We start from the raw sequence: 13,963 nt of genomic DNA, 5'->3' as shown, positions 1-13,963 counted from the left end.
CCTGATTCCCGTCGCACCTTACGCTTCGACCAGCTCGTCAACATCTCTGCGAACCCCCAGTGGAGCCCAGTGTGGTAGGCCCTGCCCCCCAGGTCACGATCATCGTCCCGGTCTACAACGTCGAGGACTACCTGCCCGAGACGCTCGAATCGATCGCGGCGCAGACCGTGTTCGCGCAGTGCAACGTCATCCTGGTTGACGACGGCAGCACCGACGGTTCGGTGATCCTGGCGAAGCAGTTCGCTGCGGAGCACCCGAACGTGACCGCGATCCAGCAGGAGAACAGCGGGCCGGGCGCGGCCCGGAACCTGGCGCTGGACATGGCGGACACGCCGTACGTCGCGTTCGTCGACTCCGACGACATCCTGCCGCCGCGTGCCATCGAGGTGCTGCTCAACGCGATCGTGGCCAACAAGGCGAGCATGGCCGTCGGCGACATGGACACGTTCCCCAAGCCCACCCCCTTCCTCTGGAAAAAGCCCTTCGGCAAGGGCGACCGCCTGCTGGAGACGGTGGTCGACGCGCCCGACCTGATCTTCGACGCCGGCCCGTGCCACAAGCTCTACGACCTTGCCCAGCTCCGGGCGCACGGCCTGCGGTTCCGCGAGGGGGTCCACTTCGAGGACGCCTTCCTGGCCATCCCCATGCTGCTCAAGGCGGAGCGCATCGCACTGGTCGACGAGGTGGTCTACAAGTACCGCAAGCGGGCGGTCAGCAGCTCCATCATGGACAATCTGTTCGTCCGGGAACAGAACTTCTGGGACCATCTGGAACTCTGCGAGACCCTCGCGGAGCTTCGTTCCGAGCTGGACGTGTTCCGCCGCGAGGTGCTCGAACGCTTTCTCGTTCGCAGCTACCAGGGCTTCGCCATGCGCGCGCACGACCTCTTCGAGGACGCCGACCTGTGGAAGATCTTCGACCGGTGCAGTCGGATCTACCACGACATCGACCCGTCCTTCATCGCGCGTTGGACGCTGGACACCCGGCACCGGGTGGCGTACCTGGCCTTCAAGTCGTACGACTTCGAGCTGTTCGCCCGGCCCTGGGAGCGGTTGCGAGGTGTCGTCGCATGCGGCGGTGACCTGCACCTCGACTACCCGGTCACACCGGCGTTGCTGCCGCTGACCAAGGTGACCGCCGTGGGGGCGCGGCTGGAGCAGGTGCTTCTCTCGCCCTCCGGGGACACGCTCAAGGTGTCCGGGCACATGGTGATCAACGGGCTGCCGATGCGGGCCCCGCTGGCCACGCCGCTCGGGCTGCGGGTGCGGGGCAGCAACCTGACCGCGCCGGTCACCGTCGAGAGACGGGCCGACCTCAAGGCGGGCGACGACAACCGGGAGTGGAGCGGCTTCTCGGCCGAGCTCCCGGTGGACAAGCTCCGCAGGGGGCAGCACCACCTCCGGCTCGTGTTCCTGACCGAGACCGGCCAGGCCTCCCGGCAGTGCCTGATCTCCGCCGCCTTCCTGCGTGACGCCACGACGAAGGTGGCTGGCGACACCCGGATCCTGCCCACCTTCACCGGGCGGGAGAACGCGGCGCTGCTGGTGCAGCGGGGAGGCGGGACCGCGGGGCGGCGGCGGTGGCGGCGACTCATGGCGCGCAAGGACCTGCGGCACATCGCCTCGCGGGCCCCCTTCTGGAAGCAGCGCCTGCTCCGCCTGCTCACGGCTCCGCTGATGAGCCGGCGCGACGTATGGCTGATCGGCGAGCGCAGGGACACGGCGCAGGACAACTCCGCGCACCTGTTCCGGCACCTCCGCCAGGTGGAGCGCAGGCGGAACGTCTACTACCTGCTGGCGAAGGAGAGCGCTGACCGTCAGCGGCTGCGAGGGCTGGGCAACGTCGTCACCCACGGCTCCTTCCGGCACAAGTTCCTGATGCTGCACGCCACCAAGCTGATCAACTCGTATGACATCGACGCCTACATGTTGCCGGAGCGTTGGGAGCGGTCGCCGTTCCTGAAGCACCTGAACTGGCGGATCGCCTCGTCCCGGGTCTTCCTCCAGCACGGCGTGACCGAGAAGGACGTGAGCGCCGGTCTGCACCGGGGCCGGGGTTCGTTCGACCTCTTCGTGGCCTCGGCGCACCGGGAGGCCGAGTACGTGGCGAAGGAGCTCGACTACGGGGACATGGTGAAGACCACCGGCATGCCCCGGTTCGACGCGCTGGTACCGGACCGGGGCAGGCGGAGGATCCTGTTCATGCCCACCTGGCGCACGTACCTGGTGACCCCGTCGTACAACAGCTCCGCCCGACCTCGGGTCGCCTTCGACGGATCGGCCTACCAGGTCTTCATCGCCGAGCTGTTCGGCAGCGAGCGGCTGCGGCAGGCGCTGCGCCGGCACGGCTACGTGCTGGAGTTCCTTCCGCACTACGAGATGCGCTCGCTGCTGACCGATGTCGTCCCGGCAGACGACTGCTTCGCCATGGCGGACCAGACGACCCGCACGGTGCAGGACGCGCTGCGCCAGTGTGACCTGTTCATCACGGACTACTCGTCCACCGCCTTCGACGTCGCCTACCTCGGCACCCCGCTGATCTACGCGCAGTTCGACGAGGAGGAGTTCTTCACCGTCGGCGGTTACAAGAAGGGCTACTTCGAGGCCCGGGAGGACGGGTTCGGCCCGGTCTGCGAGACCGCGGAGGAGACCGTGAACGCGATCATCAGGTACCTGGAGAACGGGTGCGTCCGCGAGGAGGAGTACTCGCGCCGGGCGGCCGATTTCTTCGCCGTCCAGGACCGCAACAACTGCCAACGGGTCGCCGACGCCATCGCCGCGCTGCCCGGGCCCCAGCAGTGATCCGGCGACACGTCCCCGTACGGCGGTCGGCGGCCGGGGCGGGCGGACCAGGAGGACACCCGTGACCGAGCCCGGGCCGAGGCCGTCCGAGACCCCGCCGGCGCTCGCGGAGCCGTCGGGGCTCGTCGACGTGTACCGCCGGGTGCTGAGCCCGCAGACACGCCGCGCCATCGCGACCAAGGTGAGTCCGCGGACCCGGCACCAGTTGAAGCAGTGGGTCGCCCGAGCGTCGGGCAAGGGCGTGGCCCCCGGACGCCGGGGCGAACGGATCGCGAGGCGGCAGCCGCAGTTGCTGGCCGAAGGCGACCGGGCGGTCGTCACCGCCGACCGCGCACCCCGCATCGCCCAGGTCGACGCCGCCCTCACCCCGCTGCGCGCCCGGGAGGGGAACCTGACCGCCGTCACGGCGGCCCTCGACGAGGCAGGCGTGGCCTACTTCCGGGTCCGCGGCAGGACCGACCGCGCATCGGTGGTCGCCGTCGACGACGCGGACCGGGAACGGGCGTACGCCGCGCTCGCCGCCGCCTGCGCCCGGGTGCCCGGCTACGTCACCGTGCCGCGGGCCCACGCGGAGCGACCTCCGTCGGCCGGCTTCGAGTCGCGCACCTGGGACCGCCTGACCGACGCCCCGGTCATCCGGCTCACCTGGTACCGGACCGACCCCCGGCGCCGGCTCGTGCTCGGCCAGGCCCACGGGTGCGAGGTCGAGTTCTGGACCCGGCAGGACGACGAGCTCGTCGCCCCCCGTCCGAACCAGGTGGCCGAGCGGGTCCAGGTGTCGGCGCCGCCGGTGTTGACGTCCGAGTCGCTCTTCACCGGCCTGGTGCCGTACACCGGCGCGACGACCGCGCGCACCCGGCAGGAGTTCGCCGGACGGCAGCCCGAAGACGTCGCCTTTCCGGTCGACGTCGTCTACACCTGGGTGGACGGTGCGGACCCGGAGTGGCTGCGCCGCCGCGCCGAGATCGCCGGCGTCCCGTACCACGCCGAGGCGGCGAGCGCGGCGCGCTTCCTCAGCCGCGACGAACTGCGTTACTCGCTGCGGTCGCTGCACCAGTTCGCGCCCTGGGTACGCCAGGTCTACCTGGTGACCGACGACCAGGTGCCGGAGTGGTTGGACCGGTCGGCGCCGGGGATCCGGGTGGTCAGCCACCGGGAGATCTTCGCCGACCCGTCCGTGCTACCGACCTACAACTCGCACGCCATCGAGAGCCAGCTGCACCACATCGACGGGCTCTCCGAGCACTTCCTCTACCTGAACGACGACGTCTTCTTCGGCACCGAGGTGCTGCCCCGGGACTTCTTCCTGGCCAACGGCATCTCCCGGTTCTTTCCGTCGCCGGCTCTGGTGCCGCCGGGTGCCCCGACCGCGGAGGACATCCCCTCCTCGGCGGCCGGGAAGAACAACCGTGCCCTGATCGCCGAGCGCTTCGGCACGGTGCTCACCCGGAAGATGAAGCACATGCCCCACGCGCTGCGACGCAGCGTGCTGTACGAGATCGAGGAAACCTTCGCGGCCTCGCACCGGGTCACCGCCGGCAGCCGTTTCCGCAGCATGTCGGACATCTCGATCGCCTCGTCACTGCACCACTACTATGCGTTCCACACGGGCCGGGCGGTGCCGGGGGACCTGCGCTACACCATCGCTGAGTTGTCCCACCCCGACACGCCGGCACGCCTGGCGCACCTGCTCGCCCGCCGGGACCGGCACGTCTTCTGTCTGAACGACGCGTTCTCCACCGAGGAAGACCTGGCGGCCCAGCTTTCGGTCCTCACGCCCTTCCTGGACACCTACTTCCCGGTGCCCAGCCCGTGGGAGAAGGGCTGACCCTGCGTACGCGCAGCGGCGCCGGCCCGCCTCCGGGCGGGCGCCGTTGCGGGCTCTGCGGATCGTGGCGCGCACCCGCAGCAGTCGTTCCAGGTGGAACGGTGATCCCTCACTCCGAGGAGTCCAGGCCTACCTCCGGGAGCGCCTCGACTCGATCCTGCAGCAATCGTCTGGGGCCGTCGAGGTCATGCCGGTCCGGTCCGGATCGGCTTGCGGAGGTCAGGCGCCGGTCGGGTTGGGGTAGAGGTGGTAGCGCGCCGCCAGCAACCGGTGGTCGGAGAGCGGCGCCTGGATCGCATCGCAGCCGAGCGGCTTGAGGCCGGGTCCGGAGAACAGGTAGTCGATCTTGACCTTGCCGAACGTCGCCTGCATCCTGCCCAGGTCGCAGTCGACGCTCTGGTCGTACAGCGGTTGCAGGACGAGCTGGCGCCTGCCGGTCACCGTCGCGGCCGGGGTGGTGTTGAAGTCGCCGCCCACGATGGTCAGATATCCCTGTGCGCGGCCGCGGCGCGCCTCGGCGGCGAGCCGCGCGGCCTGCGCGGCCCGAATCCCACCGTCGGGATCCTGCTCCGGCGTTGACAGGTGGGTGCCACAGACCTGGAGCCGGGGCACGCGCAACCGGACGCACACCGCGAACCGCTGCTCCATCCACCTGCTGTTCCTGGGTTTGGGTGACGGGAGCTGAACCAGCCACGACGCCTGGACGGGCGATGCCGCACGGGCGCCCCGCTCGACCGCCGCCCGCACCGCCACCGCCTGGCCGTACCGGTCTCCGTTGGCCCCGCAGGTGGTCGGTCGGCTGACCCTCGTGCCGCGCTTGACTGCGGCCGTCGTGGCCTGGCGGAACTGCACCGTCCAGTCAGTGCCGAGGCTGCTCCCCAGCGCGGGCAGCAGGTCGGCGCACATCTCCTGCAGCAGCACCACGTCGGCCGAGCGATTCCGTGCCGCCTGACCAATGGCGGCGGCGAGCTGCCGGTGCCGGCTGGCGGCGGGACAGCGCTGTTTGGCGTTGGCGCACGCGTTCCAGGTGAGCACCGTCAACGGAACCAGCGCGGGCGGTGCGGGAGCCGGCGAGGTGGACTGGGTGGGTGCCGCGATCGCGGGGCGGTCGTCGTCCACGGGCCACCGCGCGGCTGCCGTCGCGCCGATGGCGCCGATGAGGGAGCAGGCCAGCGCGAGCACCACCGGCAGGGGTGTTCGGCTCCGCTTCGGCGCCATGCCGCCCCTCTTCCCCGGATATCGGCGGTGCCGTGCTGTCGACCGTGGACAACCATGTCGCAGCCGCCGCTGGGCTGCCAGATTAGCGGTCGGCGGGCCCGGTGGCGGAGGCAGGGGCCATGCCGGACGAGAGGTGCTACCGGTACGACGGCGTACATGACGATGGCCGGCCGCGCCCTCCCCGGCTGCGACCGGCCACCGTGTCCGAGTGGCGGCGGGAGATCAGTACGAGTAGCCGGAGCCGCCCGCGTCCGCGCCGCCCGAGTCGCCGGCCGCCGGCGGAGCGACCGCCTTCGGGGTGCCGGTCGGCAGGCAGGTCAGGTTCTTCTTGCCGTTCGGGTCCACCACGAACCAGGTGCCGCCGACGCCCTGGCCCTTCCACTGGCCCGGCTTCTTGTCACCGATGTAGCGGTAGACCGGCCAGCCCCCGATGGTGATCTGCCGGGTGCCGTCCTGGCGGGTGACGGTGCCGACCTTGTCGTCGGAGACGCCCTGCAGCTGCGGGTTGCCGTCGGTCAGCGCGGGCGGCCACACCTGGGCGCACTTGTCCACGCAGTTCGACGACGGCGGATCGTCGGAGTCCTTGTCGAAGCGGTAGAGGATCCAGCCGTCCTGGTCGGTGACCACGTTGCCCATCCGGGCGACCTTCTTGCCGACCAACTCGTCGGTCAGGCGCACGTCGGCGGGGGGCGGCGCCTGCTCGGCGGCGGGCGCCTCGGCGGAGGCGGAGGCCTCCGGTTCGACCGCCGCGGTGGGCTCGGCCGCGGCGACGGCGACCGGCTCGGCAGCGCTGGAGTTCGCCCCGTCGTAACCCGCGGGAGCGCAGGCCGTAAGTGCGACCATCGCGCTCGCGACGATGACGGTTCGCTTCATCTGTGCCACGTGCCCTCCTCATTCTTGGCAGTTCACCAAGTAGTACGGAGGGTCCACTGTCAAGGTTGAACGATTGACAGTGGGCAATTTCACTCAAGCCCGTTGAACCGTTCCGGGTCCCCGTACGTGTGCAGGCACGTCGGCGTCGCCGCGGCCAAAGCCGAAACGGCGCCGGCCCATGCGGGCCGGCGCCGATCGGGAGTTCGCCGGTCAGGGAACGACGGTCACCAGCGGGCTGGCCACCCCGTTCGCGTCGACCGACTGCACCTGGACCTTGGCGATGTCGCTGGGCGACGCCGAGGTGGACGCCTCCAGCTGGAGGTCCTGCGGGTTCAGGTTGGTGCCGTAGCCGGTGCCCGGCACCGACCAGGTGGAGACCACCTCGGTGGTGGAGTTCTTGCGGAGCACCACCAGCCGGCAGGTGCGCGGACCGGGCAGCCGGGTCAGGTTGAACCCGATCCAGGTGCCGTACTCCTTGCGGGCCAGCCACATGGTGGCCTTCACCCCGGTGCTCGGGTCGGTGGCGTCGTGCTGCTCGCCCTCGATCTCGTTGCCGCCGACGGCCGGCCCGGAGCGGGTCGGCTGCGGGCTCGCCGGCCCGTCCACCGTCGCGGTCACCGTCGGCTCGGCGATCACCTGGTCGCCGCCGCCGTTGCCGTCGAGGACGGCCACCCCCAGGCCGCTCAGCGCGCCGACCGCCACCACCGCGGCGGCGGTGGCGAAGACCCGCCGCAACTGGGCGCGACGCCGGTGGGTGCGGACCGCGACCAACGTACGGTCCAGCAGGGCCGGGTCGGTGGCGGTGTGCTCCATCGCCATCATCGTCTCGCCGTCGATGTCGGAGAGCAGCCCCACCACCGGGACCATCGTCTCCAGCTCCGCGGCGCAGGCCCAGCACGTGGCGAGGTGCTCCTCGAACCGTTCGGTGTCCTGCTCGTCCAGCACGCCGAGCGCGTACGCGGCAACGTCCATGTGGTCTGCCCGGCTCATTCCGTCACCCCCCTCTCCTGCAGAGCCGTGCGCAGCGCGCGCAGCGCGTAGTAGACCCGCGACTTGGCGGTGCCGAGCGGAAGGCCCAGCTCCTCGGCCGCCTCCGGCACAGTGCGACCCCGGAAGTACGTGGCCACCAGGATCTCCCGGTGCGACTGGCTCAGCGTACGCAGCGCGTCGGCCACGGTCATGGTGCGCAGCACCCGGTCGGTGCTGTCCGCCTCGGCGAACGCGGTCAGGTCCCGGTCGTACGTCTCCGCCGGCCGGGCCTGCTCACTGCGGTGCTCGTCGATGGCGATCCTCCGGGCCACGGTCACCAACCAGGGCCGAAGCGAACCCTGGCCCTGCACGCCGAGGCGGTGCGCGTTGCGCCAGGCCCGCAGCAGGGTCTCCTGCACGATGTCCTCGGCGCGCTGCCGGTCACCGCCGGTCAGCCGCATCACGAACATCAGCAGCGGCCCGGCGTGCTCGGCGTAGAGCAGCCGGACGAGCTGGTCGGAATGGCTGGCCTCGGGGGACGCCGCCTGGTGGCGTCCGGGCGCCGGTCGCGGCGTCACCGGGCCATTCTGGCGATCGGCGGGGCCCGCGTCGACCCCCCGGCCCGACCTCGAGGCACGGGACTGGGGCTGGGCCCGGGCGAACATCCACCCTGGCCTGGCCATCTCGCCGTGCAAGCCGGCCGCGACCGCGTGCATGCAGACCTCCTGGTGTCCAACGACATCAGCCGGCCCACGGGGAGGGCCGCCCCGTGATACGTGCGGGTCGGCCCGGCGGATCAACGACGTACCGAAAAAATTCCCGGCGGCGGCGGGGTGGAGTCGGTCGCGTCGGCGTCGCACACCACCGGCGCGCCCCCGGCGAACCGGTCGAGTTCCGCGCCGGCCACCACCCGCCCGGGGAACCAGTCCCCGGCGGCGCGCCGGGTCAGCTCCGGCACCGGCGGCTCGACCCGGCCCGCGACCAGCACCAGGTTGCCGTAGCGGCGCCCGCGCAGCACCGCCGCGTCGCCGACCAGGCAGGCCCGGGGCAGCACCGTGCGGACCGTGGCCACCTGGGCCCGGGCGTGCCGCAGCGGCGGACCGTCGGCGAGATTGGCCAGGTACCAGCCGGACGGGGCCAGCACCCGGGCCACCTCGGCGGCGTACTCGACCGAGGTGAGGTGCGCCGGGGTACGCGCGCCGGCGAAGACGTCGGCCACCACCACGTCGTACGCGGCGTCCCGGGTGGACGCGAGGGTCGCGCGGGCGTCGGCGACCCGCACCTTCAGCCGGGGGTCGGCGGGCCAGGGCAGCGCCCGCCGCACCAGCTCGACGAGCGCGGCGTCCACCTCGGACACCCGTTGGGTGGAGCCGGGGCGGGTGGCCTGCACGTAGCGGGGCAGGGTCAGCGCGCCGCCGCCCAGGTGCAGCACCCGCAGCGGCGCGCCGGCCGGGGCGAGCAGGTCGAGCGCCGCGCCGATCCGGCGGACGTACTCGAACTCCAGGTGGGTCGGGTCGGCCAGGTCCACGTGCGACTGCGGGGCGCCGTCGAGCAGCAGGGTCCACGAGCGGGGCCGGTCCGGGTCCGGCACCAGCTCGACCTCGCCGGTGTCGACCGGCGCCACGACCCGGTCGTCGCCACGGCGGCGCCCCATCAGCGGCCCGCCACGCCGGCCCGGGTGGCCATGGTCAGCGCCCGGTGCAGCAGTCGGGCGTCGCCGAGCAGCCCGCGCAGCCGCCGCTCCAGCCCGGCGATCGGCACCAGGTTCTGCGGGGCGCGCGGATCCTTGTACGGCGAGGAGGCGAACCGGGGCAGCGTCACCAGCGACAGGTCGGCCAGCGCGATCGCCTCCTCCGGTGGCAGCTCCGCCGAGCACTCCATTCGAACGATGCCGGCCCAGGGCGCGCCGAGCGCCACCGGCAGCCGCAGGTACCAGGACCAGCCGCCCCAGGCGGTGCCGAGCCGGAACACCGGGGACCGCTCGCCCGGCGCGAGCCCGGTGACCACCGCGGTGAGCCGGGCGTCGAGGTACTGGCTGTGCTGCGTCTTGATGTAGCCCAGGGTGCGCGGCAGCTGCCGCCGGCTGCGCAGCGGCCCGTCCACCACCAGCAGGTCGCCGTCCACCCGCGCGGCGTCGGAGACCGCCACCTCCAGCGCGGTCAGTGGCGCCTGCACCGCCGCGGGGAGCTTGCTCAGCTCGCCCGTGCCGCCCACCCGGTGCACCGGGTAGCGGACCCGCCCGCAGACCACCTCCTGCGCCGACGGGCTGGCGGTGAACAGCCCGCGCCCGACCTGCGCGCCGGCCAGCTCCGCCGCGCCCCGCTCCAGGTCGCAGCGGACCACCCCGGCCGCGTACGAGGCGGCGATGCCGGGGAACGAGGCGCCGTCGTCCTCGGCCGTCCAGACGCTGGCGTCGATCCGGCGTACCCCGTCGACGAGCAGCACCACGTCCGGCGCGCGCAGGCCCGGGCGGGGGCCGATCGCCCGCCAGTCCACGGCCGGCAGCTCGACGTCCGCCTCGACCTGGGCGCTGCTCTGCGCCGCCGGCCCACCCACCGAGGCCTCGAAGGAGGCCCCGTACGACGGGTCCCAGGCGTCGACGAAGAGCCGCGGCCCGGTCACGCCACGCACCTCGCGCTCACAGGCCGGTCCGTTCGACGCGGGCCGTGCGGGCGTCCTTGCGGACCTCGTAGCGCACCGGGATCCGCTCGGCCAGCGCCGGCACGTGGGTCACCACGCCGACCATCCGGTCGCCCCGGGCGGCCAGGCTCTCCAGGGTGGCGGCCACCGTGTCCAGGGTCGCCGCGTCGAGGGTGCCGAAGCCCTCGTCCAGCACGATCGACTCCAGGCTGGCCGCGGTGGTGGACATCCCGGCGAGCTGCTCGGACAGCGCCAGCGCCAGGGCCAGCGACGCCTGGAACGTCTCCCCGCCGGAGAGGGTGCGCACGCCCCGGCGCAGCCCCGCGTCGTGGTGGTCGACCACGGCGAACTCGCCCTTGTCGTGGACCAGGTCGTACTGGCCGTTGGAGAGGTCGCGCAGGATCCGGGAGGCGCCGTCGACCAGCAGGTCGAGCGCCTCGGCGAGCAGCCACCGCTCGAAGTTGTTGGCCCGCAGGTGACCGGCGAGCGCCCGCGCGACACGGGCCTGCCGCTCGTGCTCGTCCCGCTGCCGGCGCAGCTCACCGGCCTGCTCGCGGCGTTCCTCGATCCGGCGCCGGTCCGCCTCGGCCCGCTCGGCGGCGACCGCGACCGCGTGGACCGGGTCGTCGGCGGGCGGCAGCCCGGCGGCCGACAGCAAAGCGGCCAGCCGTTCCTCCACGGCCTCGGCCGCCGCCTGTGCCTCGGTCACCGCCTCGGCCAGCCCGACCCGTTCCGCCCGCCGCCGCTGCGCCTGCCCGGCCGCCCAGTCGACCAGGGTGGCCCAGGCGGCGGCGACGTCGTCCCGGTCGGTGGCCGGTGGCCCGAAGGGGGCCAGCCCGTCCCGCGCGGCGTCGAAGCCGCGCCAGGCGGCGCGCAGCCGCTCCTGCGCCGCGTCCAGCGCGCCACGGGCCCGCCGGGCGGCGTCCCGGCCGGCGCGTACCGCCCCCGCCGCCTCGTCGAGGGCCCGGCGCAGCCGGGCGTGCTCGTCCAGCGCCGCGCGCAGTGCCGTCGGCGTCGCCGCGTCGGCGAGCTGGACGTCCAGTTCGGACAGTCGGGCCGCGAGCTGGTCGTGCCGGGCGCGGGCGTGCACCAGCACCCGCTCCAGGTCGCGGGCCGCCGCGTCGCGATCCTGCACCAGCGCCTGGGCCGCCTTGCTGGCCGCCCGCGCCGCCTTGCCGGCGGCGGTGGCCGCGGCCACCGCCGAGCCGGCCGGCACCGCCGGCACCCGGGCCACGGTCTGCTCGCACACCGGGCAGGTGCCGCCGTCGGCCAGGTGCGCCCGCAGGGCGACCGCCTGGTCGGTGGCCTTGGCCTCCTCGTGGGCGCGGAACGCCGCCTCCAGCTCGGCCTCGGCCCGGGTCGACGCGTCCCGCGCCGCGGTCAGGGCCGCCACCGCCGCGTCGTGCTCCCGCTGCGCCTCGGCGACCGCCGCGCGGACCGTCTCGGCCTCGCCGGTCAGCCGTTCCCGATCGGTGTACGCCCGCAGCAGCAGCCGCAGCGTGCTCTCGTCGCCGGCCCCGGCCAGCTCGCCGCGCAGCTTCTCCTCGCGCTCCTCGGCCAGCGTCACCGCGGCCGCCGCCTCGTCGGCCGCCGCCCGGGCGGTGGTCACGGCCCGGGCCACCTCGGCCACCCCGTCCGGCGCCCGCACCCCGCTCAGCCCGGCCAGATCCGCGTCGAGGTCGGCCAGCGCCGCCGTCGCCGCCCGGGCCGCCGCCCGCGCGCTCTCCCGCTCGGGTACGGCCGACCCGACCGCCTGAGACAGCTCGCGCATCCGGTCGACCTGCGCGGTCGCGGCGGCCAGCGCCGCGTCGTCGACGTCGGTCAGCCCGGCGAGCACCTTGTCCACCGCGGCCAACCCCGCCTCGGCCTGGCCGGCCCGTTCGGTGGCGCGTTTCTGCACCTCCTCGTAGACGCCGAGGCCGAGCAGGTTGACCAGGATCTGCTGCCGGGTGGCCGGCTTGGCGTGCAGGAAGTCGGCGAACTGCCCCTGCGGCAGCAGCACGCAGGAGGTGAACTGCTCGTACGGCAGCCCGACCGCCGCCAGCACCGCCTGCTCCATCTCGGCCGGCGTCCCGGCGACCACCTCGCCCAGGTCCTCCGGGCTCAGCCCGGTGTCCAGCTTGGTGACGTCGAAGCCGGCCGGCATGAGCTGCAACCCGGCGTTGGCCGTCTTGACGTTGCCCCGGCCGTCCCGGCGGACCACCCGGGTGGCCACGTAGCGGGAACCGGCGGACTCGAAGACCAGCCGGACCCGCGCCTCGGTGGCCGACGGGGCGAGCGCGTTCGCCAGGCCCCGCGTGCCGCCCCAGCGGGGCACCGTGCCGTAGAGGGCGAAGCAGATCGCGTCCAGCACCGTCGACTTGCCCGAGCCGGTCGGGCCGACCAGCGCGAAGAAGTCGGCGTCGGTGAAGTCGACCGTGGTCTCGTCCCGGAAGACGGTGAAGCCCGCCATGTCCAGCCGCATCGGACGCATCAGCGGTCGACCTCCTCGAAGAGCTCGTCGAAGAGCTCCCGCACGCCGTCGTCGTCGTGGCCCCGGCTGTCCAGGTAGTCGGCGAACAGCTCCCGGGGGGAGCGGCCGGCCCGCTGGGCGACCCGGGTGCCGCTGCCCGGGGCCGGGACCAGCTCCGGGTCGATCCGGATCTCCAGCGCCCGGGGGAGCAGTTCCTGCACCTCCTCGCGCAGGCCGGCCCGCGGCTGCTCGCGGACGAACACCCGCAGCCAGCCCTCGGGCGGGGTCAGCTCGGCCAGTTGGGCGAGGGTGCCCCGCACCGTGCGCAGCGGCACCGCCGCCGGCACCGGCACCTCGCGGACCTGCGCGGCGGTCTGCGCGGTGACCTCCACCAGCGTCACCGAGGCGACGTTCTCCTGCTCGCCGAAGTCGACCGCCAGCGGGCTGCCGCTGTAGCGGATCGGGCAGGGCCCGATCACCCGCTGCGAGCGGTGCAGGTGGCCCAGCGCCACGTAGTGGGCGTTGCCGGGGAAGACCGTCGCCGGCACGGCGTAGCCGAGCACGGTGTGCGCGTCCCGCTCGCCGCCGCCGGTGGTCGCGCCGACCACGGTGACGTGGGCGGTGACCAGGTGCACCCGGTCCGGCTCGGTGAAGCCCTCGGTGAGTCGGGCGAGGACCCGGCCCAGGTGGTCGGCGTACGTCTGGGTGGCCTCGGCGGCGGTCAGCTCGTACATCTCCACCGCGCGGACGGCGTACCGCTGGGAGAGGAAGGGCAGCGCGGCGAGCTGCCAGCGCTCGCCGTCACGGGTGGTGCCCTCGATCACGTGCTCGGCCGGGTTCTCCCGGACGCCGCCGCGCAGCGTGATGCCGGCCGCCTCGGCCCACGGGCGCAGCGCGTCCAGGGCCTGGCCGTTGTCGTGGTTGCCGCCGATCGCCACCACGTCGGCGCCGGTGCGCCGCAGCGCGGTCAGCGCCCGGGTGACCAGTCGGGTCGCCTCCGGGCTGGGAGCGGCGGTGTCGTAGAGGTCGCCGGCGACGATCACCAGGTCGGGGCGCTCGTCGCGGGCGATCTCGATGACCCCGGCGAGCACCTGCTTGTGCTCGTCGGCGCGGGACTGCCCCTTGAGCACCTTGCCGACGTGCCAGTCCGAGGTGTGCAGGATCTTCATGGGTGCGCGCTCC

The 13,963-nt window shown here is 73.5% G+C and carries 10 protein-coding genes; 2 read left to right on the top strand and 8 right to left on the bottom strand.

Annotated elements, in window-relative coordinates; all coding sequences use genetic code 11:
* The first annotated feature begins 71 nt into the window (after positions 1–71).
* Complete coding sequence (locus ACTMTB_RS09175; protein WP_441144129.1) at positions 72–2,801, top strand: bifunctional glycosyltransferase/CDP-glycerol:glycerophosphate glycerophosphotransferase; 2,730 nt, start codon at positions 72–74, stop codon at positions 2,799–2,801.
* A 61-nt stretch (positions 2,802–2,862) separates the two neighbouring features.
* Positions 2,863–4,629, top strand: a complete 1,767-nt coding sequence (locus tag ACTMTB_RS09170) for a stealth family protein (RefSeq protein ID WP_441144127.1) — start codon at positions 2,863–2,865, stop codon at positions 4,627–4,629.
* 219 nt (positions 4,630–4,848) lie between these two features.
* Here the strand turns inward: ACTMTB_RS09170 and ACTMTB_RS09165 are convergent, their stop codons facing one another.
* The 8 genes from ACTMTB_RS09165 to ACTMTB_RS09130 form a co-directional block, all read right to left on the bottom strand.
* On the bottom strand, positions 4,849–5,814 hold the full coding sequence (locus ACTMTB_RS09165) for an endonuclease/exonuclease/phosphatase family protein (RefSeq protein WP_441144125.1): 966 nt from the start codon (positions 5,812–5,814) through the stop codon (positions 4,849–4,851).
* Positions 5,815–6,069: 255 nt separating this feature from the next.
* Positions 6,070–6,729: a COG4315 family predicted lipoprotein gene (locus ACTMTB_RS09160; protein ID WP_441144124.1), complete on the bottom strand. Its 660-nt coding sequence runs from the start codon at positions 6,727–6,729 to the stop codon at positions 6,070–6,072.
* Positions 6,730–6,930: 201 nt separating this feature from the next.
* A complete protein-coding gene (locus ACTMTB_RS09155) occupies positions 6,931–7,710 on the bottom strand; it encodes an anti-sigma factor family protein (protein ID WP_441144122.1) in 780 nt (259 codons plus the stop codon).
* Complete coding sequence (locus ACTMTB_RS09150; RefSeq protein WP_334575042.1) at positions 7,707–8,405, bottom strand: sigma-70 family RNA polymerase sigma factor; 699 nt, start codon at positions 8,403–8,405, stop codon at positions 7,707–7,709. The genes ACTMTB_RS09155 and ACTMTB_RS09150 overlap by 4 nt, the downstream gene beginning before the upstream one ends.
* Positions 8,406–8,485: 80 nt before the next feature.
* Positions 8,486–9,343 (bottom strand): spermidine synthase, encoded by an 858-nt coding sequence (locus tag ACTMTB_RS09145; protein ID WP_441144120.1) that lies wholly within the window; start codon positions 9,341–9,343, stop codon positions 8,486–8,488.
* Positions 9,343–10,311 (bottom strand): hypothetical protein, encoded by a 969-nt coding sequence (locus ACTMTB_RS09140; RefSeq protein ID WP_441144118.1) that lies wholly within the window; start codon positions 10,309–10,311, stop codon positions 9,343–9,345. Before ACTMTB_RS09140 ends, ACTMTB_RS09145 begins: the two co-directional genes overlap by 1 nt.
* A 16-nt stretch (positions 10,312–10,327) precedes the next feature.
* Positions 10,328–12,802 (bottom strand): AAA family ATPase, encoded by a 2,475-nt coding sequence (locus tag ACTMTB_RS09135; RefSeq protein WP_441144116.1) that lies wholly within the window; start codon positions 12,800–12,802, stop codon positions 10,328–10,330.
* Positions 12,802–13,950: an exonuclease SbcCD subunit D gene (locus ACTMTB_RS09130; protein ID WP_441144115.1), complete on the bottom strand. Its 1,149-nt coding sequence runs from the start codon at positions 13,948–13,950 to the stop codon at positions 12,802–12,804. The genes ACTMTB_RS09135 and ACTMTB_RS09130 overlap by 1 nt, the downstream gene beginning before the upstream one ends.
* Positions 13,951–13,963: the final 13 nt, after the last annotated feature.

It is taken from the genome of Micromonospora sp. L32, from assembly GCF_052068055.1.
In the GTDB taxonomy this organism is placed as follows: Bacteria; Actinomycetota; Actinomycetes; order Mycobacteriales; family Micromonosporaceae; genus Micromonospora; species Micromonospora purpureochromogenes.
Note: the sequence above shows the minus strand (reverse complement) of the source record. Positions and strands in the feature narration are given on the sequence as shown.

What these genes read in the sequence shown, in the direction of transcription:
- ACTMTB_RS09145 (WP_441144120.1), bottom strand. Translation starts at nt 9,343, where the DNA reads ATGGGGCGCCGCCGTGGCGACGACCGGGTCGTGGCGCCGGTCGACACC.
- ACTMTB_RS09155 (WP_441144122.1), bottom strand. Translation starts at nt 7,710, where the DNA reads ATGAGCCGGGCAGACCACATGGACGTTGCCGCGTACGCGCTCGGCGTG.
- ACTMTB_RS09135 (WP_441144116.1), bottom strand. Translation starts at nt 12,802, where the DNA reads ATGCGTCCGATGCGGCTGGACATGGCGGGCTTCACCGTCTTCCGGGAC.
- ACTMTB_RS09150 (WP_334575042.1), bottom strand. Translation starts at nt 8,405, where the DNA reads ATGCACGCGGTCGCGGCCGGCTTGCACGGCGAGATGGCCAGGCCAGGG.
- ACTMTB_RS09130 (WP_441144115.1), bottom strand. Translation starts at nt 13,950, where the DNA reads ATGAAGATCCTGCACACCTCGGACTGGCACGTCGGCAAGGTGCTCAAG.